The organism is Burkholderia cepacia, assembly GCF_001718835.1.
GTDB classification, from domain to species: Bacteria; Pseudomonadota; Gammaproteobacteria; order Burkholderiales; family Burkholderiaceae; genus Burkholderia; species Burkholderia cepacia_F.
Window position 1 is genome coordinate 1223224 of the sequence record NZ_CP013443.1, and the last position, 20071, is coordinate 1243294.

Consider the following 20071-nt stretch of genomic DNA (forward strand, 5'->3'; position numbering starts at 1 on the left):
ATCGGACGGAAAGGTGACCGGCCGGCGCGATGCCATGCGTCGCGCGGCAGGCGGTTGCGACTGTAGCGCAATTCGCGCGCCCGCGTCCTTTCGAAACCCGCACGGGGCGGACGAGCGGGGCAATATGTCGCAGTTGACGCAAGCGGCGGCGCGAGGCCGGCGATGCGCCGGTTTCGCCCATCTCGGTGCGCAGGCGCGGTAAGATGCGCACAATTCCATTCGCGCAGCGGCGGTGCGGCGTTTGCCGGCCGACCCTCAGACTATCGAATCGATGCAATCCGTTCCGGCTTCCCTGTCCCTGACCGATACCGCGTTCTTCTTCGACTTCGACGGCACGCTCGTCGAACTGGCGCCGACGCCCGACAGCATTCACGTTCCGCCGTCGTTGCTGACGCTGCTCGACGAGCTGCAGCGCCGCTCGCACGGTGCGGTCGCGATCGTGTCCGGGCGCGGTATCGACAACCTCGACACGTTCCTCAAGATGCCCGGCCTGCCGATCGCCGGCCTGCACGGCGCGGAGCGCCGCGATGCGAACGGCGACACGCAGCGCATCGGCTTCAACGACGAACGCCTGCTGCGCATCGAGCGCGAACTGGCGGCCGTCGTCGACCGTCATCCGGGCATGCTGCTCGAAATCAAGGGCGCGGCCGTCGCGCTGCACTACCGCAACGCGCCCGAGCGCGAGGCGGCTGCGCGCGCGGCCACCGAGCGCCTCGTCGCCGACTATGCCGATGCGTATGTGCTGCAGCCCGGCAAGATGGTGTTCGAGATCAAGCCGAAGGGTGTCGACAAGGGGCGCGCGCTGGCCGCGTTCCTCGACGAGCCGCCGTTCGCGGGCCGCGTGCCGCTGTTCGCGGGCGACGACCTGACCGACGAGAAGGGCTTCGCGGTGGTCAACGCGCGCGGCGGCCTGTCGATCAAGGTCGGCGCGGGCGAGACGTCCGCCCGCATGCGGCTCGATTCGGTCGACGCGCTGCATGAGCAGATCGCGCACTGGCTCGGTGCGGGGCAGCCGCACGCATGAGTCGCCTCATCATCGTTTCAAACCGCGTCGCACCGATTTCGGAAGGCGAACCGGCGGCAGGCGGCCTCGCGATCGGGGTCTACGATGCGCTGAAGGAGACGGGCGGCATGTGGTTCGGCTGGAGCGGCGAGGTCGTCGCGTCCGGCGCGCCGCAGATTCGCGTCGAGGAGCACGGGCCGGTCACGTTCGCGACGATCGGCCTGTCGCGGCGCGACTACGACCAGTATTACCGCGGCTTCTCGAACGCGACGCTGTGGCCCGCGTTTCACTACCGCACCGACCTGATCCAGTACGACCGCCACGAGTTCGAAGGCTACAGCCGCGTGAACGTGTGGCTCGCCCGGCAGCTCGTGCCGCTGCTGCAGGACGACGACGTGATCTGGGTGCACGACTATCACCTGATCCCGTTCGCGCGCGCACTGCGCGCGGCCGGCGTGAAGAACCGCATCGGCTTCTTCCTGCACATCCCGTTTCCCGCCGCGCAGGTGCTCGTCAACGTGCCGCCGCATCGCGATCTCGTCGAGTCGCTGTGCGCGTTCGACCTGCTCGGCTTCCAGACCGAACCCGACCTGCGCGCGTTCTGCGACTACGTCGAATCCGAAGCGGACGGCGTGATCGAGCGCGATGGGCGCGCGGCGACGGTGCGCGCATTCGGCCGGACGCTGCGCGCGGCCGCGTACCCGATCGGCGTGCATCCGGACGAGATCGCGTCGCTCGCGCAGGCCGGCGAGCACGGCAAGGCGGTGCGCACGCTCGCGACGTCGCTGCGCGGCCGCAAGCTGATCATGAGCGTCGACCGGCTCGATTACTCGAAGGGGCTCGTCGAGCGCTTCCGCGCGTTCGAGAAGCTGCTCGAGCACGAGCCGTCGCATCGCAACCGCGTGTCGTTCCTGCAGATCGCGCCGTCGACCCGCGCGGAGCTGCGCGCGTACCAGGACATCCGCCTGCAGCTCGAAGGAGAGTCGGGGCGCATCAACGGACGCTTCGCCGAGCTCGACTGGGCACCGATCCTCTATATCCATCGCCAGTACGACCGCCAGCTGCTTGCGGCGCTGTACCGGCTCGCGCGGGTCGGCTACGTGACACCGTTGCGCGACGGGATGAACCTCGTCGCGAAGGAGTACGTATCCGCGCAGGATCCGGACGATCCGGGCGTGCTCGTGCTGTCGCGCTTCGCGGGCGCCGCGCGCGAGCTGACGGGAGCGCTGATCGTCAATCCGATCGATATCGACGGGATGGCCGATGCGTTGTCGCAGGCGCTGACGATGCCGCTCGCCGAGCGGCGCGCGCGTTATACGGACATGATCGCGCAGCTTCGCGAGAACAACGTGTCGGTGTGGCGCGACAACTTCCTGCGCGATCTGCAGCGCGCCTGAGCCGCCGCCCGGTGCGGCGTCGGGAATGAACAAAGCCGCAGTGCGTGATGCACTGCGGCTTTGTTTTCGGGCGGGCGCGCCGCGCGTCAGGCCACGCGTTCGCCGGTCGGCGTGCTGCCGTCGGGCGCCGCGTGATGGCGGCCGTGCTGCTTCGCGAGCAGGTCGCGGTACAGGCCGGGGCGGTTGCGCAGCACGTCGGGCGGGCCGTCGTCGATGACCTTGCCGTTGTTCATCACGATGATCCGGTCGAAGTTGCGCAGCGTCGACAGGCGGTGCGCGATCGCGATCACCGTGCGACCGACCATCAGGCGGTCGAGCGCGCTCTGGATCGCTTCCTCGGATGCGCTGTCGAGCGCGGACGTCGCTTCGTCGAGCAGCAGGATCGGCGCGTTCTTCAGGATCGCGCGCGCGATCGCGATGCGCTGGCGCTGGCCGCCCGACAGCTTGACGCCGCGGTCGCCGACGATCGTGTCATAGCCTTCCGGCATCGCTTCGATGAACTCCGCGCAGCGCGCGTCGCGCGCGGCCGCGAGCACTTCGTCGCGGGTCGCTTCGGGGCGGCCGTATGCGATGTTGTCGTAGATCGTCCGGTGCAGCAGCGAGATGTCCTGCGGCACGAGCGCGATCGCGTGGCGCAGGCTGTCCTGCGTGATCGTCTTCACGTCCTGGCCGTCCACCTGCACGACGCCGTCCTGCGTGTCGTAGAAGCGCTGCAGCAGCGCGAGCACGGTCGACTTGCCGGCGCCCGACTTGCCGATCAGGCCGACGCGCTGGCCCGGCTCGATATGGAGGTCGAAGTGGTCGAGGATCGCGCGGCGGTGCGGATACGCGAACGTCACGCGCTCGAAGTCGACGCGGCCGCCCTTGGCCGACAGCGGCTGCGCGTCCGAGCGATCGGGCATCCCGTGCGGCTCGAGCAAGGTCTTGACGGCTTCGGACAGGCGCGCGATGTGCTGCGTGACGTCGACGAGCGCGACCGCGAGGTCGCGCGTGCCGTGCAGGATCGTGAAGCCGAGCGAGCTGACGAGCACGATGTCGCCCGATGTCGCGCGGCCCTGGTCCCACAGCCACAGCGCCCAGCCGAGCAGGCCGGCGGACAGCATCGCGGTGATCACCGCGTGCAGCAGGCGCAGCTTTTCGAGATAGAGCAGGCTCTGCTGGCGCGCATCCATCTCGGCCTTGACCGTTGCGCCGAAGCGCTTCTGTTCGCGCAGCGTCATCCCGAACGCACGCACGAGGCCCATGTTGCCGATCACGTCGACGAGTTCGCCGTCGACCGCGGCGGCCTTCGCCGCGAACGCATGGTGGCGGGCCGAGCCGCGCCCGGCGAGCTTGAACAGGATCACGGACAGCACGGCCGAACAGCCGAGCAGGCCGGCGGCCATCATCGGATTGACGACGATGATCATCAGGATCGCGCCCATCACCGCGATGCACGGCGGCAGCACGTTCCACGCCATCGTGTTCTCCGACGTGTAGACGGCGTTCGACGTGGCCGTGATGCGGCTCGCGAGCGTGCCGGGCTGCTTTTCGGAGTAGTAGGTCGGCGAATGGCCGATCAGGTACTGGAACAGGTCGCGCCGCAGGTCGCCGGTGACCGCGACGAACGTATGCGCGGCGACCCAGCCGCCGACGCGCCACAGCAGGTTGTCGGCCGCGATCAGCCCGACGAGCAGCGCGAATGCGCTCCACAGCGGGCCGGGGTGATGACGCCCGGTCGCCAGCACGTCGATCAGGTGCTTGATCGCGTATTGCGAGCCGAGCGCGCAGCCGACGGCGGCCAGCACGCTGCAGAGCACGATCAGATGGGCGACGGGGTGCAGGCGGATGTAGCGGAACAGGAACGCGATCGGCCGGTGCGCGTAGCTCGACAGCTTCGCGTTGTGGGCGTTGCGCTGGGCAGGGGTGAGAGATTCCAAAATATGCGTGCGGTGATTCGGTGATTGAGCGTTGCGGCGGGATCGCTTGCCGGCGTTCGCCCGGACTGAATAATCCGGCATTGTAAACAAGGCCGTGCGCTGCGCTGCGCGAATCTTGCCTCGGCCAGGGGCGCGCGATCGATTTTGAGATAAAATCCGGCATCCCGTCCTGTCTCATGTGCCGGAATCACGCTGCCGGCGGTCACGGGGGCAAGGAATGCCAAAAGGGCCTTCCACTCTAGAACGGACACCCGAGTCCGCGGGTTGCAAAGTGTTGCACCTTTGTAACAAAGTAAAGTGTTTGAAATGTTGTGCGCCGTATCGGGATTAACCCTAGATAATCGGCTCCGGGTTCGATTCCAGGTTTTTTACGAACCCCTGTCAACGGGTCTTCGTTTCAAACGTTCTATGCCTGTCGCGTCGCCGACGCTCCTTGAGCAGCGCGGGTTCGACGCCCCCGGCAGGCTGATTCGTCCGATTTTTCGGACGAAATGCATCCAGCCCGGACCGCCGGCAGGTTGCCGACCCATACCTGGTTTTTAGCCGATTTTTTAGGAGTTACGCATGCGAATCGCCCAAATCGCTCCGTTGCACGAAGCGGTGCCCCCGAAACTGTACGGTGGTACCGAGCGAGTGGTGTCCTACCTCACCGAAGCACTTGTCGAGATGGGGCATGACGTCACGCTCTTCGCGAGCGGCGATTCGCAAACCTCCGCGAAGCTCGAAGCCTGCTGGCCGCAGGCCCTGCGCCTCGACCCGACGATCCGCGACGTGATGGCCCCGCACATGCTGCTCCTCGAGCAGGTGCGCCGCCGCGCGGAAGAGTTCGACGTCCTGCACTGCCACATCGACTACTACCCGTTCTCGCTGTTCTCGCGCCAGCCGGTCCCGCATCTGACGACGATGCACGGCCGTCTCGACCTGCCGGAACTGCAGCCGATCTTCAACGCGTTCAGCGACGTGCCGGTGGTGTCGATCTCCGACAACCAGCGCATTCCGCTGCCGCAGGCGAACTGGCTGTCGACCGTGTACCACGGCCTGCCGGAAAACCTGCTGACGCCGATCCCGAACGTGAAGCCGAGCTACCTCGCGTTCCTCGGCCGCATCTCCCCGGAGAAGCGCGTCGACACGGCGATCCGCATCGCCGAGCAGGCCGGCCTGCCGATCAAGATCGCCGCGAAGCTCGACAAGGCCGACCGCGCGTACTACGAAGAGAAGATCAAGCCGCTGTTCGCGCTGCCGCACGTCGAGTACATCGGCGAAATCAGCGAAGCCGAGAAGACGGAGTTCCTCGGCAACGCGCACGCGCTGCTGTTCCCGATCGACTGGCCGGAGCCCTTCGGCCTGGTGATGATCGAGGCGATGGCCTGCGGCACGCCGGTGATCGCGTTCAAGCGCGGCTCGGTGCCGGAAGTGATCGACAACGGCGTGTCGGGCTTCGTCGTCGAAGACGAACTGTCGGCCGTCGCGGCGCTCAAGCGCCTCGATACGCTGCCGCGCGAGAAGGTTCGCGCCGCGTTCGAAGCACGTTTCTCGTCGAAGGTGATGGCGCAGAACTACGTGAAGGGCTACGAGGAACTGCTGCGCCAGAAGCGTCGCACGGTGCTCCGCGAAGTCAACGCAGGCTGATCGCGGGCTGCCGCCTCGCGGCGCGCGGCTCGTCAACGACGCCCCGTCCGGGTTTCCGGCGGGGCGTTGTCACATCCGCGGCGCGGATCTGTTGTATTCTCGCCGCGCCCGACGCCGCGAACGGCCTCCGAAGCGGCCCGGCATGGCATCCGGCCGTCTGTCCAGACGGTAATGTCCCTATAATGGCCGTGCCGTGAAATCCGGCCCCGCACCGAATATCCAGAGGAGAGCAGTCTTGGCGAGAACGAAATCCACGCGCGCAGCGCCGGCCCCCGGCGCCGGTGTGATCTTCGCGTTGCGTGCGATCGGTCTCGTGCTGCTCGCACGCTGGCTGTTCTCGATGTCCCAGATGGGCTATCGCTCGTCGTTGTCCGCGATGGTGTCGTCGCCCTGGGCGTTCGTCTACCTTCTGCTGATCTTCCTGCTGCTCGCGCTGCCGGGTGCCGTCGCGCGCGCCGAGCGGCCGTTCCATCCGCTGCCGCAGTGGCTGCGCCAGGCGCTGCGCGTCTTCGCGCTGATCGGTTTCCTGTTCGCGGTCTGGTCGATCGGCATGTTCGTGTGGGTGGATGGCTGGCGCCTTGCGCTGCATGCGGTGACGGCGACCAACGGCTGGCTCGTTGCCGCCCCGGCGCTTTATGCGGCGATCGTCTGGATCTGCCGCCCGCGGCCGCTGTGGCGGACCAACGTGGCTGCCCGCCGCTTCGCGGTCGGCCGTTATGCGATTTCGCTCGACGTGCTGACGCGTACCGCGATCGTCTGGATGGAAAGCCGCAAGGTCGGCCAGTACGACGCGCGCGAACTGTCGGTGCGCTGGCCCGGCCACTCCGGCTCGACGAGCCGCCAGGTTCAGGGCGACCCGTCGCAGGATTGCCCGCCGCCCGTCGCGCTGACCCGCGGCAGCCTGTTCAATCGACCGAAGGTCGAACTGCTGTGGGATTCGCCGGCGGCCGTCGGCCATAACCGGCAGATCGTCATGCGCGCGCCGCTCGCGACCGAAGGCGACCGCGTCGCGGTGCTCGCGCTCGACGCCGCGCTCAAGCAGATCGTCTGATATGTCCGGCGCGGTGCGCCGCGTCATTGCGTCGGCGCGGGCGACAATGCCCGCCCGCGTTTGAGCCGTCGCCGCAGGCCCGCCCGCCGCTCAGCGCACGAGGCAGGGGCGCTTGTTGTTGAAGGCCCACCCCGGAATCAGGTACTGCATCGCCGCCGCGTCGTCGCGGGCGCCGAGCCCGTGCTGCTTGTACAACTCGTGCGCGACCGCGACCGCATCCATGTCGATATCGATGCCGAGCCCCGGCCGCTTCGGCACGTCCACCCGCCCGTTCTCGATCTTCAGCGGCTCGCGCGTCAGTCGCTCGCCGTCCTGCCAGATCCAGTGCGTGTCGATCGCGGTGACCTGGCCCGGCGCGGCGGCCGCGACGTGCGTGAACATCGCGAGCGACACGTCGAAGTGGTTGTTCGAGTGCGAGCCCCACGTGAGCCCCCAGTCGCGGCACATCTGCGCGACGCGCACCGAACCCTGCATCGTCCAGAAGTGCGGATCGGCGAGCGGGATGTCGACGGCCTGCAACTGCACCGCGTGCCCCATTTGCCGCCAGTCGGTCGCAATCATGTTGGTCGCCGTCGGCAGCCCCGTCGCGCGGCGGAATTCGGCCATCACCTCGCGGCCCGAGTAGCCGTTCTCGGCGCCGCACGGATCTTCCGCGTAGGCGAGCACGTGATGCTGGTCGCGGCACAGCCGCACGGCCTCGTCGAGCGACCACGCGCCGTTCGGGTCGAGCGTCACGCGCGCGTCGGGGAAGCGCTCGGCGAGCGCCGTCACGGCCTCGATCTCGCTCGCCCCCTCGAATACGCCGCCCTTCAGCTTGAAGTCGTTGAAGCCGTAGCGCGCATGCGCGGCTTCGGCGAGCCGCACGACGGCCTCGGGTGTCAGCGCGGCTTCGTCGCGCACGCGCGTCCAGTCGTCGGTCGCGCCGCTGCCGTCGCGGTAGGGCAGCGCGGTCTTCGTACGATCGCCGACGTAGAACAGGTAGCCGAGCATTTCGACGCGCTCGCGTTGCTGGCCCTCGCCGAGCAACGCGGCGACCGGCACGCCGAGATGCTGGCCGAGCAGGTCGAGCAGCGCGGCCTCCAGCGCGGTGACCGCGTGGATCGTCGTGCGCAGGTCGAAGGTCTGCAGCCCGCGGCCGCTCGCGTCGCGGTCGGCGAAGGTGCGCCGCACGTCGTTCAGCACCGCCTGGTAGTTGCCGACCGGCTGGCCGACGACGATCGCACGCGCATCGTCGAGCGTGCGGCGGATGCTTTCGCCGCCTGGCACTTCGCCGACCCCGGTCCGGCCCGCGCTGTCCTTCAGGATCACGAGGTTGCGGGTGAAGAACGGGCCGTGTGCGCCGCTCAGGTTGAGCAGCATGCTGTCGTGGCCGGCGACCGGAATCGCTTGCAGGTCGACGATGCGCGGCGTGTCGTGGGAGGGCGAGGCAGTGACGGCGTTCATGGGCGGCGATGGTAAATGGGTGGGGGCGCCGCACCCCGCAAAAGCTTTGCCGCGCGCGGCGGGAGGTGCGATCATTCGACAACCGACGTGCGCGGAACGGCAACGACCGCGGCATTGGCATTGGAGCGATGAATCCACGATAGCGGTGCGAATCGTCCGATGCCAGCGTGGGTCGACAGGACGCAGATCGACCGATCATCAGTCGTCGGATGACTTGTGACGCAGTATAATGAATCATCGGCTTTCGCTCAAACCCCGCGTAAACCCTCGGCTCACATTACGATCATTCAAAAAGGAACCGGCCTCATGTCCGTGCCTACGCTTCCCGCAGCGCCGCGCCGTCGCGCACGCAGCCTCGCACAAGATGTCGTCGACGCGCTGACTGCGCAGATCGAAAACGGCACGCTGCGCCCCGGCGACAAGCTGCCGACCGAAACCGAAGTCATGGCGGCGCAGGGCGTGAGCCGTACGGTCGTGCGCGAGGCCATCTCGCGGATGCAGGCGAGCGGCCTCATCGAGACGCGCCACGGCATCGGCAGCTTCGTGCTGGAGCCGTCGCGCCGCCAGACGCTCGGGATCGACCCGGCGACGATCACGACGCTGCGCGACGTGCTCGCGGTGCTGGAGCTGCGCATCAGCCTCGAGAGCGAATGCGCGAGCCTGGCCGCGCAGCGCGCGAACGATACCGACCTGGCCGCGCTGCGGCGCGCGCTCGACGCGATCGCAACGGGGGCGGGCGGCGGCCGCGACACGGCGCAGCTCGACTTCCAGTTCCACCTGCAGATCGCGCAATCCACCGGCAACCGCTATTTCGTCGACATCATGACGCAGCTCGGCACGTCGATCATTCCGCGCACGCGCGTGAATTCGGCCCGCTTTGCCGGTGACGATCTGGAGCGGTACGTCGGCCGGCTGAACCACGAGCACGAGGACATCTACGAGGCGATCGCGCGCCACGATCCGGAGGCCGCACGCGCCGCGATGCGCACGCACCTCACCAACAGCCGCGAGCGCCTGCGCCGCGCGCACGAGGCGGCCGAAGCGGGGCGGGACGCGCACGCCGAGTAGGCCGCCGGTCCGCCGGCGCGCGCCGTCAGGGCTCGGCGCGGCGGCGGTTCTGCCAAATATCAGTCATCGTATGATTGCATCGTGCATCACACCGGATGACGACGCCCGCGCCGCCGACGCAAGGCCGGCGCGGGCGTTCCGCACTCAACCGCCCTTCGTCGTGATCGTCTTCCATGCGCCGCTCTTCACCTGGTACAGCGTCGACATCCCGCTCTTCAGCGAGCCGTCGTTCGCGAACGAGATGCGGCCGGTGACGCCTTCGAAGTCGATCTTTTTCAGCGCCGGACGATAGACCTTCGGGTCGGTCGAGCCGGACGCCTGCATCGCCTTGATCGCCGCCCACGCGGCGTCGTAGCCGAACTGCGCGTACGACAGCACGTCGACGCCGAAGCGCTTCCTGAAGCGCTGTTCGAAATCCTTCCCTTGCGGCAGCTCGTCGAGCGGCCGGCCGTATTCCCATGCCATCGCGCCTTCGGCGGCCGGGCCCGCGATCTTGATGAACTCGTTGTCCTTCACGCCGCCGCCGCCGACGAACTGCGCGTTCAGCCCGAGCTGGCGCATCTGCTTGATGAAGTTCGCGGCGAGCGAATCGAGCCCGCCGAAGAAGATCAGGTCGGGATTCTTGGCCTTCAGGCTCGTGATCTGCGCGCGAAAGTCGACCGCCTGGTTGCTGGTGAATTCGCGGCCGATGAGGTTCCCGCCGGCGGCCTTCACGGCCTTCTCGAACTCGTCTGCTTCGCCCTGGCCGAATGCGGTGCGGTCGTCGATGATCGCGATGCGCTTCGCCTTCGTCACGTCGACCGCGTACTTGCCCGCGTTGCCGGCGTTCTGGCCGTCGGTCGCGATCACCATGAACATGTTCGCCAGCCCGCGGGAGGTGAGCGTCGGGTTGGTCGCGGCCGGATCGATCACCGGGATGCCGGCCTTGTCGTAGACGACCGAGGCCGGAATCGTCGTCCCCGAGTTGAAATGGCCGACCACGACCGACACGTTCTGGTCGACCAGCGCTTGCGCGGCCTGCACGCCGATGCGCGGGTCGGCCTGGTCGTCCTGCACGACGAGGTTGAAGTGCGCGGGCTTGCCGGCGATCTGCACCTTCTGCGCGGCGGCATCGTCGAGCGCGAGCTGCACGCCGTTCTGCAGGTCCTTGCCGTAGCCGGCGTTCACGCCCGTGAGCGGCGCGGCGAAACCGACCTTGATGTCGGTGTCGCCGGCCGCCTGCGCGGCCTGTTGCGAGAGGAGGGCAAGCGCGGTGGCGAGCGAGAGGGACAGCAGCGATGGGCGGAATTTCATAGTCATTCCTTGGACGGCGAGACACGAGAACGCGCGCAACGGCGCGCGCGGGCGACGCTTCTGCGGGCACGGCCGAAGGCAGGCCCGAGCGTCTGACGACGAGTTATAGGGGGCCAAATTGGGCGAGTCTTGTCGATTCGACGCACGAAACGTGCGGATTTCCGCACAGCGTCGGTGCGACAAGGGAAAGCGGCGATGAGGGAATTCCCGCGCCGGGCGGCGGCGGGGCGGGCGCGGCAGCAGATGCCGCGCCCGCAGCGGCGGGAAGGGGGCGCCGGCCGCATCGAACGGCCGGCGCAGGGTGACGGCGTCGGCGCTGGCGTTACTCGGCAGCCCCGACCGCGGCCTCGACCGCGTCGTCGTCGGCGGACGCCGATGCCGGCTCGGTGCGGATCAGCGGATCGCTGGTGCTCGGGCGGCCCGTCTCGACGTGGCCCGCGAAGCGGCGCAGGAAGCCGAGCAGCCGGCCGTCGCTGACGGTCAGGTCGTACCAGCCGTGGCTGCCGCGCAGATCCCAGTAGTCGTCGACGCGCGCGCCGGGCGCCAGGTCGAACACGCGCGGATGCGCGTGGCCGTACGCGTTCGTGACCTTGAGCCGCACCGCCTTGTGGCCGCGGTTCATCAGGCGCAGCGTGATGTTGCCGTTGGCGACGTCATAACCGTAGATCACTTCCGGATTGACGCTCGCCGGCCCGACCGCCGGTGCGGCGGGGGTGCGGAAATGGCAGTAGAAGCCGTTCGGGCCGTACACGTCGAGGTCGTACAGGCCGAGCGACGCCGCGGCGCTCCACGTGTCGGCGATCCGCTTGCCGGCTTCGACCGTGTACGCCCACGGGCCGTCGAGGCGGTTGCGTGACTGCACCTGGAACGCGGCGCCTGCGCGGCCCGTGTTCGCGAAGGTCAGCCGGAACAGGCCGCTCGCGCTGTCGATCCGGCCGTATGCAAACAGCTCGTAAGGCAGCGCGCGCGCCGGCCGCAGTCCGGGCTCCTGCTTCGGCAGCTTCTGCAGCAGCGGCGGCACGGGGATGTAGTCGGGGTGGCGCAGGCGGTCGGGCGGCGCGTAGCCGCTCGTGTCCGGCAGCGTCGGCCAGCCGGCGTCGGCCGTCGCGAAATCGAACGCGGCGGTCAGGTCGCCGCACACCGTGCGACGCCACGGCGACACGTTGCCCGCCTTGACCGGATATTGCGCGCCGAAACGCGCCTCGATGAATTGCAGCAGCGACGTGTGATCGAAGGTCTGCGAGCAGACCCAGCCGCCTTTCGTCCACGGCGACACGACGAGCATCGGCACGCGCGGCCCGAGCCCGTACGGGCCGGCCATGTGAGATGCGTCGCCGGGGAAGATCTCATTGGTCGTCGCGACCGTCGACAGGCCGTTGTCGCGCGACTGCGGCGCGAACGGCGGCTGCACGTGGTCGAAGAAGCCGTCGTTTTCGTCGTACGTGATGAAGAGCGCGGTCTTGCTCCACACGTCCGGGTTCGACACGAGCACCTTCAGCACCTGCTCGATGTACCACGCACCGTAGTTCGCGGGCCAGTTCGGGTGCTCGGAATACGCTTCCGGCGCGCAGATCCACGACACCTGCGGCAGCGTGCCGTTCTTCACGTCCTGCTGCAGGATGTCGAACAGCGTGCCGCCGGCGCTGATGTTGGTGCCGGTGCGCGCCTTGTCGTACAGCGGCGTGCCGGGCAGCGCGGTGCGGTACTGGTTGAAGTAGAGCAGCGAGTTGTCGCCGTAGTTGCCGATGTACGGGTTCTGCGTCCAGCCCCACGAGCCGTTCGCGTCGAGCCCCGTGCCGATGTCCTGGTAGATCTTCCACGACACGCCGGCCTGTTCGAGTACTTCCGGATAGGTCGTCCAGCCGTAGCCCTTTTCCTCGTTGCCGAGCACCGGGCCGCCGCCCGTGCCGTCGTTGCCGACGTAGCCCGTCCACATGTAGTAGCGGTTCGGGTCGGTCGAGCTCGGGATCGCGCAGTGGTACGCGTCGCAGATCGTGAACGCGTCGGCGAGCTGGTAGTGGAACGGGATGTCGTCGCGCTTCAGGTACGCCATCGTCGTGGTGCCCTTGTTCGGCACCCACTGGTCGTAGCGGCCCTTGTTCCATGCCGCGTGCATGTCCTGCCAGCCGTGCGGCAGGTCCTGCAGGAACTGCAGGCCGAGCTTGTCCGCGCCCGGATGGAACGGCAGCAGCTCGGCCGGGCCGACCGGCTGGTGGAACACCGACTTGCCGTTCGCGAGGCGCAGCGGGCGCGGGTCACCGAAGCCGCGGACACCGCGCATCGTGCCGAAGTAGTGGTCGAACGAGCGGTTCTCCTGCATCAGGATCACGATGTGTTCGATATCGCGGATGGTGCCGGTGCGGCGGTTCGCGGGAATCGCGAGCGCATCGCGGATCACGGGCGGGAACAGGTTCAGCGCGGCGGCGCCGGCGGTGCCGGCAGCGACGCGCAGGAAGTCACGACGGTTCGATCGGGTCATGGTCGTTATCGTGCGGTAAAGGTGGGCGCCGGATGGCGGGGAGTGATGCAAGCGTGCTGCCCCGGCGCGCGAATGCGGGAGCGTGCCGGGTCGTGCCGCCGCGAGCATAGCGAGAAATCGGTGTCATTCATGTGAAGCGGTGGAAACGTTTGCGCGCTCGGGCCGGGCGGCGGGGCGGGATGGCGTGCCGACGGGCGCGGCGTCGCGGGCGGTGTATCGGGACGAACCGCGGGACGAACCGCGGGACGGACCGCGGCACGAATCGCGGCGCGGACCGGCGACGGGCGATGCGCGTCGGGCGTCGTCACGCGGCGCGCGCCGTCAGGCGTCCGTCACCCACGCGCCGAACCATTCGCTCGGGCGCGCGATCTCGTCCTGTGCGGCGACGAGTTCGAGTTCGTAGCGGCGTGCATCGTAGGTCGCCTTCACGACCGCATGCACGGCGGCGAGCGTGTGCTCGAACGCGGCGCGCACGGAGTCGCCGCGCAACCGGCATGCGACGAAGATCGCGCTGGTCAGGTCGCCGACGCCGACCGGATGGCGCGGAAACGCGTACAGCGGGCGCTGGCCGATCCATGCTTCGGTTTCGGTGACGGCGAGCATGTTGAAGCGATCGGCCGGGCTGTTGCGGTCGTGCAGGTGCTTGACGAGGATGATTTGCGGGCCGCGCCGGATCAGCGCGCGGCATGCTTCGACGGCTTCGGCGACGGTTTCGATGCGCCGCCCGACGAGCTTCTGCAGCTCGGTGTGGTTCGGCGACATGCCGTCGGCGAGCGCCGGCATTTCCTGGACCATGAATTCCTCGACGCCGGGCTCGGGCCGGATGCCGCCGGTCTGGCCCATCGCGGGATCGCAGAAATACCACGCGTTCGGGTTCATCGCCTTCACCGAGCGGACGATCTCGACGGCCGCGCGCGCCTGCGGCGGCGAGCCGAGGAAGCCGGACAGCACGGCGTCGCAGCGCTTGAGCGCGCCGATCGCGGCGATGCCGTCGACGAGCTGCTCCATCTTCGCGGCATCGATCGCGCTGCCGGCCCAATGGCCATACTGCATGTGATTCGACAGCTGGACGGTATTGAGCGGCCAGACGTTGACGCCCAGGCGCTGCATCGGGAACACGGCCGCACTGTTGCCGGCATGGCCGTAGATGACGTGCGACTGAATGCTGAGGACGTTTTTCATGGGAACGCCTGCACGCGTTTCAGGGTCACGTCACACGATACCCGAGTTCGTCGCGCGCGCGGAAGTCGCGCGGCCCCGGAGTGTTGCGCGCCGTCGTCAGCGCGACCGCGTAGAATCGCGGGGCGCGAGGCGGCACGGCTGCCCGCGTGCATTTCCAATCACCGTGATCGCCATGCTTTCGATTCGCAAGATGTTGTACGCCGTGCGCGCCGTCGTGCTCGGCGCCGGCGTCGCCGCCGCGTGCGCCATGCCTGCCGCGGCGGCCGCCGCATCGCCCGCCGGCAACGACGGGCCCGTGTACGGCCCGCGCCTGGAAGGGTTCACCTATCCGGCACCCGTGCGTGTGTATACGTTCGTGTCGCAACGCGAAACGCTCGAGATGGCCTATCTCGACGTGCCGCCGGCGCACCCGAACGGCCGCACCGTCGTGCTGCTGCACGGGAAGAACTTCTGCGCGGCGACCTGGGAGGACACGATCGGCGTGCTGAGCCGTGCCGGCTATCGCGTGATCGCACCGGACCAGATCGGCTTCTGCAAGTCGTCGAAGCCCGATCGCTACCAGTACAGCTTCCAGCAACTCGCGCGCAACACGCACGCGCTGCTCGAATCGGTGGGGGTCAAGTCGGCGACGATCGTCGGCCACTCGACGGGCGGGATGCTCGCGATGCGCTACGCGCTGATGTATCCGAAGGCGACCGAGCAGCTCGTGCTCGTGAACCCGATCGGCCTCGAGGACTGGAAGGCGCTCGGCGTGCCGCCGTTGCCGGTCGACTACTGGTACGCGCGCGAGCAGAAGACCACGGCCGACGGCATTCGCCGCTACGAGCAGGGCACGTACTACGCGGGCAAGTGGTCGCCGTCGTACGAGCGCTGGGTGCAGATGCTGGCCGGGATGTACCGTGGCGCCGGTCGCGACGCAGTCGCGTGGAACTCCGCGCTGATCTACGACATGATCCTCACGCAGCCGGTGGTCTACGAACTCGGCGCGATCCGCGTGCCGACGCTGCTGCTGATCGGCGACAAGGACACGACCGCGATCGGCAAGGACGTGTCGCCGCCCGACGTGCATGCGAAGCTCGGCCGCTACCCGGAACTCGCGAAGCGGACGCAGGCCGCGATCCCCGGCGCGCAGCTCGTCGAATTCCCGGCGCTCGGGCACGCGCCGCAGATTCAGGACCCGGACGCGTTTCACAAGGCGCTGCTCGACGGGCTGGAGGCCGTGCACCCGCAGTGATGCGGGGCAGGCCGCGGGCGGCCCGGGCAAGTGCCGTCAGCGCACCTCGCTCGCGAGCTCGTCGCGGATCTGCGCGGTCAATTCGAACGAGCGCAGCCGTGCCGCATGATCGTAGATCTGCGCGGTGACGATCAGCTCGTCGGCCCCCGTCTGCGCGATACGGTCGCGCAGCTTGTCGCGCACGGTGTCGCGCGAGCCGACCGCCGCGAACGACAGCGAATGCGCCACGGTCGCGAGCTCGAGCTCGTTGGCCTCGAGCGCGTCGACGGGCGGCGGCAGCTTGCCCGGCGTGCCGCGCCGCAGATTGATGAACTGCTGCTGCAGCGACGTGAACAGGCGCCGCGCCTCGTCATCGGTATCGGCGACGAACACGTTGACGCCGACCATCGCATGCGGCTTCGGCCACGCGGCCGACGGCCGGTACTGCGCACGATAGATCTCGAGCGCGCGCATCAGGTAATCCGGCGCGAAGTGCGACGCGAACGCGAACGGCAGCCCGAGCATCGCGGCCAGCTGCGCGCTGAACAAACTCGAACCGAGCAGCCACACGGGCACCTCGAGCCCCGCGCCGGGCACCGCGCGCACGCGCTGGCCGGGCACCGGCTCCGCGAAGTAGCGCTGCAGCTCGGCGACGTCGTCCGGAAACGAGTCGGCACTGCCGATCAGGTCGCGGCGCAGCGCGCGCGACGTGGTCTGGTCGGTGCCGGGCGCGCGGCCGAGGCCGAGGTCGATGCGCCCCGGATACAGCGACGCGAGCGTGCCGAACTGCTCGGCGATCACGAGCGGCGCGTGGTTCGGCAGCATGATGCCGCCCGACCCGACGCGGATCGTCTGCGTGGCGCCCGCGACATGGCCGATCACGACGGCCGTTGCCGCGCTCGCGATGCCGGGCATGTTGTGATGCTCGGCGAGCCAGTAGCGGCGGTAACCCCAGCGTTCCGCGTGCTGCGCGAGATCGACGGTGTTGCGGAAAGCCTGGGAGGCGTCGGCGCCGGCGGGAATGGGGGCGAGATCGAGTACGGAAAACGGAGTCATCGGTTGGCCTTCGGACTGGGGGGGGCGGTGATGCGCTTACGCAACAAATGCCAAGGATTTTGCCAAAGGGTTCCGGATCGCGCTGGCGACGCGCCGATATCCCTGCGGGCGTCAGGGGCGCCCGGGCCGAGCGTATCGATTGTTTCCGCAATCAACGTAATCATCGAAAAATTACGAAATTTTACGGAGATTGGGTGCGAATTTGTGCGTAGACACAAAAAACCACGAAAGGCCAAGATTTGGAGACTGCAATACGCCTGCAAACCGCTTACGCTAGGGTTTACGAGGTTGCATCGGAAGAATGCCGGCTGTCCGGATTTTGATGATTTCGCATCAGTCCGTTTCATGGCGTGTTCGAGCGCGGGGTATCGCCGGCTGTTAAAATCCGGCGATTGTCCATCTCGCGCTCACGGTTGCCGTTCGCATTTTCTGCGTTTTGTCCGCGCGTTGCGCAGGAGCGCCTCTCGAGCGGGGCAGGGCTGCTTTCGAGCATCGCATGCCCCTGATACAGACGCTGCTGGAACAAGGAGTCGGGTCGTGCCCGCGTTCGTCCCAATCGGATCATCCATCATCGCTTGCCCGTTTGATCAACGCCGCGGCATGGCCGCCGCAGGGCGGTGCGCATGACGTCGTCAGCCGTATCGCTCATCGAGTGGCTGCTGGTCGCGTTCACGCTGGCGGCGGCCGGCTATGCGCTCGTCGCCGCGTTCGCGCCGCGGCCGCGTACGCCGCGCACGGCCGCGCGCGACGGCTTCGAGCCGGTCAGCGTGCTCAAGCCGCTCTGCGGCGCGGAGCCGCACCTGTACGAAAACCTCGCGACGTTCTGCGAGCAGCGCCATCCGCGTTATGAAGTGCTGTTCGGCGTCGCGTCGGCGGCCGATCCGGCCGTCGCCGTGGTCGAACGGCTGCGCGCCGATTACCCCGAGTGCGACATCACGCTCGTGATCGATGCGCGCGTGCACGGCAAGAACCTGAAGGTCAGCAACCTGATCAACCTCGCCGAACGCGCGAAATACGGCCGCATCGTGATCGCGGACAGCGACATCGCGGTGAAGCCGGACTATCTGGAGCGCGTGACGGCACCGCTCGCCGATGTGTCGGTCGGTGTCGTCACGTGCCTGTATCATGCGCGCAGCGTCGGCGGGTTCTGGACGCGCATCGGCGCGCAGTTCGTCGACGCCTGGTTCGCGCCGTCGGTCCGGATCACGCATCTCGGCCGCTCGAGCCGCTTCGGCTTCGGCGCGACGCTCGCGCTGACGCGCGACACGCTCGACCGGATCGGCGGCTTTCCCGCGCTGAAGGACGAACTGGCCGACGATTTCTGGCTGGCCGAGCTGCCGCGCCGCCTCGGGCGCCGCACCGTGCTGTCCGAGGTCGAGGTCGCGACCGACGTGATCGAGCCGTCGTTCGGGCCGCTGTGGCATCGCGAGACGCGCTGGCTGCGCACGATCCGTTCGCTGAACCCGGCCGGTTTCGCGTTCCTGTTCATTACGTTTACCGTGCCGTGGCTCGCGATCGGCGCGGCGCTCGCGCTGCGCCTCGACGGAACCTTCGCCGGCTCGCTGGCGGGCGGGGCGGCCGTGGTGGGCGCGTTCGGGCGGCTCGTGCTGCACGCGCGCGGCGAGGACGGCTGGCGGGCATTCTGGCGCGACCTGCCGCTCGTCGCGGTGCGCGACACGCTGCTCGCGCTCGAGTGGCTCGCGGCCGTGTTCGGCACGCATGTCGTGTGGCGCGGTGCGAGGATGACGGTCGTCGGCCGCGAACGCGCGACGGCCGTGGAGGGCGGCGACGGCCGCTGAACGGCACGGCGCAGGCTGACCAACCATGACGAGAGGCGGGCGCCGGCAGGGCGGCCCGCGGTTTTTTGACTGAATCGTTGTAACGAAACGAACTATGCAGGCTACCGGAGCATTCATGAAAACGCTGTTCTTGCAGGCCCCTTCGTATGACGGCTTCGACGGCGGAGCCGGCTCGCGCTATCAGGCGAAGCGCGAAATCCGTTCCTTCTGGTACCCGACGTGGCTCGCGCAGCCGGCCGCGCTCGTGCCGGGCAGCCGCGTCGTCGACGCGCCGGCCGACGGCCTGTCGGTCGAGGAGACGCTGAAGATCGCCAACGACTACGACCTCGTGATCATCCACACGAGCACGCCGTCGTTCCCGACCGACGCGATGTTCGCGCAGGATCTCAAGAAGATGAAGCCGTCGATGCTGGTCGGCATGGTGGGCGCGAAGGTGATGGTCGATCCGCACAACTCGCTCACGGCGAGCGAGGCGATCGATTTCGTCTGCCGCGAGGAATTCGACTACACCTGCAAGGAAATCGCCGAAGGCAAGCCGTTCCCCGAGATCAAGGGCTTGAGCTGGCGCGCGAAGGACGGCTCGATCGAGCACAACGAAGCGCGTCCGATCCTCGAGAACATGGACGAACTGCCGTTCGTCGCGCCCGTCTACAAGCGCGACCTGAAGATCGACAACTACTTCATCGGCTACCTGAACTACCCGTACGTGTCGATCTACACGGGCCGTGGCTGCAAGTCGCGCTGCACGTTCTGCCTGTGGCCGCAGACGGTCAGCGGCCATCGCTACCGCACGCGCTCGGTCGAGAACGTGCTCGCGGAAGCGAAGTGGATCCGCGACAACATGCCGGAAGTGAAGGAACTGATGTTCGACGACGACACCTTCACCGACGACCTGCCGCGCGCCGAAGCGATCGCCATCGGCCTGGGCAAGCTCGGCATGACGTGGTCGTGCAACGCGAAGGCGAACGTGCCGTACAAGTCGCTGAAGATCATGAAGGAAAACGGCCTGCGCCTGCTGCTGGTCGGCTTCGAATCCGGCGACGACCAGATCCTCGTGAACATCAAGAAGGGCGTGCGCACCGATTTCGCGCGCCGCTTCAGCGCGGACTGCAAGAAGCTCGGCATCAAGATCCACGGCACCTTCATCCTCGGCCTGCCGGGCGAGACGCAGGAGACCATCAAGAAGACGATCGAGTACGCGAAGGAAATCAATCCGCACACGATCCAGGTCTCGCTCGCCGCGCCGTATCCGGGCACGACGCTCTACAAGCAGGCCGTCGAAAACGGCTGGATGGAAGAGAACAAGACCATCAACCTGGTGAGCAAGGAAGGTGTGCAGCTCGCGGCGATCGGCTACGCGCACCTGTCGCGCGACGAGATCTATCACCACCTCGAGCAGTTCTATCGCCAGTTCTACTTCCGTCCGTCGAAGATCTGGGAGATCGTGCGCGAGATGCTGACGAGCTGGGACATGATGAAGCGCCGCCTGCGCGAAGGCGTCGAGTTCTTCCGCTTCCTGCGCGCGCACGAGGCGTAATC

14 protein-coding genes are annotated in these 20071 nt (G+C 67.9%); 8 read left to right on the plus strand and 6 right to left on the minus strand.

Annotation, left to right across the window (positions count from 1 at the left end):
* Positions 1 to 271: 271 nt before the first annotated feature.
* On the plus strand, positions 272 to 1024 hold the full coding sequence (gene otsB / locus WT26_RS09115; RefSeq protein WP_059527532.1) for a trehalose-phosphatase: 753 nt from the start codon (positions 272 to 274) through the stop codon (positions 1022 to 1024).
* Entirely contained in the window at positions 1021 to 2400 is a 1380-nt protein-coding gene (gene otsA, locus WT26_RS09120; protein WP_069272670.1) for an alpha,alpha-trehalose-phosphate synthase (UDP-forming), read from the plus strand. Before otsB ends, otsA begins: the two co-directional genes overlap by 4 nt.
* A gap of 86 nt (positions 2401 to 2486) precedes the next feature.
* Here otsA and WT26_RS09125 read toward each other — a convergent pair whose 3' ends face one another.
* Positions 2487 to 4319: an ABC transporter ATP-binding protein gene (locus WT26_RS09125; protein ID WP_069272671.1), complete on the minus strand. Its 1833-nt coding sequence runs from the start codon at positions 4317 to 4319 to the stop codon at positions 2487 to 2489.
* A gap of 564 nt (positions 4320 to 4883) precedes the next feature.
* On the opposite strand from WT26_RS09125, the gene WT26_RS09130 reads away from it, so the two are divergent.
* Positions 4884 to 5948 (plus strand): glycosyltransferase family 4 protein, encoded by a 1065-nt coding sequence (locus WT26_RS09130; RefSeq protein WP_027787985.1) that lies wholly within the window; start codon positions 4884 to 4886, stop codon positions 5946 to 5948.
* A gap of 235 nt (positions 5949 to 6183) precedes the next feature.
* Complete coding sequence (locus tag WT26_RS09135) at positions 6184 to 6999, plus strand: hypothetical protein (RefSeq protein WP_069272672.1); 816 nt, start codon at positions 6184 to 6186, stop codon at positions 6997 to 6999.
* Between the two features lie 90 nt (positions 7000 to 7089).
* Here WT26_RS09135 and gudD read toward each other — a convergent pair whose 3' ends face one another.
* Positions 7090 to 8442 (minus strand): glucarate dehydratase, encoded by a 1353-nt coding sequence (gene gudD, locus WT26_RS09140; protein ID WP_069272673.1) that lies wholly within the window; start codon positions 8440 to 8442, stop codon positions 7090 to 7092.
* Between the two features lie 306 nt (positions 8443 to 8748).
* On the opposite strand from gudD, the gene WT26_RS09145 reads away from it, so the two are divergent.
* Positions 8749 to 9510 (plus strand): FadR/GntR family transcriptional regulator, encoded by a 762-nt coding sequence (locus tag WT26_RS09145; RefSeq protein WP_069272674.1) that lies wholly within the window; start codon positions 8749 to 8751, stop codon positions 9508 to 9510.
* 144 nt (positions 9511 to 9654) lie between these two features.
* On the opposite strand, the gene WT26_RS09150 is transcribed toward WT26_RS09145, so the two are convergent.
* From WT26_RS09150 to pdxY, 3 genes are all read right to left on the minus strand, one after another.
* Positions 9655 to 10803, minus strand: a complete 1149-nt coding sequence (locus WT26_RS09150; RefSeq protein ID WP_069272675.1) for a branched-chain amino acid ABC transporter substrate-binding protein — start codon at positions 10801 to 10803, stop codon at positions 9655 to 9657.
* 322 nt (positions 10804 to 11125) lie between these two features.
* Positions 11126 to 13282, minus strand: coding sequence for a phosphocholine-specific phospholipase C (locus tag WT26_RS09155; RefSeq protein WP_069272676.1), 2157 nt, complete (start codon positions 13280 to 13282; stop codon positions 11126 to 11128).
* A gap of 321 nt (positions 13283 to 13603) precedes the next feature.
* Positions 13604 to 14464, minus strand: coding sequence for a pyridoxal kinase PdxY (gene pdxY, locus WT26_RS09160; RefSeq protein ID WP_027787980.1), 861 nt, complete (start codon positions 14462 to 14464; stop codon positions 13604 to 13606).
* 172 nt (positions 14465 to 14636) lie between these two features.
* Between pdxY and WT26_RS09165 the strand changes: the two genes are divergently transcribed.
* Positions 14637 to 15698 (plus strand): alpha/beta fold hydrolase, encoded by a 1062-nt coding sequence (locus WT26_RS09165; RefSeq protein ID WP_059527514.1) that lies wholly within the window; start codon positions 14637 to 14639, stop codon positions 15696 to 15698.
* A 36-nt stretch (positions 15699 to 15734) separates the two neighbouring features.
* On the opposite strand, the gene WT26_RS09170 is transcribed toward WT26_RS09165, so the two are convergent.
* On the minus strand, positions 15735 to 16733 hold the full coding sequence (locus WT26_RS09170; RefSeq protein ID WP_059527511.1) for an LLM class flavin-dependent oxidoreductase: 999 nt from the start codon (positions 16731 to 16733) through the stop codon (positions 15735 to 15737).
* A gap of 623 nt (positions 16734 to 17356) precedes the next feature.
* Between WT26_RS09170 and hpnI the strand changes: the two genes are divergently transcribed.
* Together hpnI and hpnJ are read left to right on the plus strand one after the other, a co-directional pair.
* Complete coding sequence (gene hpnI, locus WT26_RS09175; RefSeq protein ID WP_069272677.1) at positions 17357 to 18532, plus strand: bacteriohopanetetrol glucosamine biosynthesis glycosyltransferase HpnI; 1176 nt, start codon at positions 17357 to 17359, stop codon at positions 18530 to 18532.
* A 94-nt stretch (positions 18533 to 18626) separates the two neighbouring features.
* The gene (gene hpnJ, locus WT26_RS09180; RefSeq protein WP_309301883.1) at positions 18627 to 20069 is read left to right on the plus strand and encodes a hopanoid biosynthesis associated radical SAM protein HpnJ; all 1443 of its coding nucleotides are present in this window, start codon (positions 18627 to 18629) and stop codon (positions 20067 to 20069) included.
* Positions 20070 to 20071 lie beyond the last annotated feature (2 nt).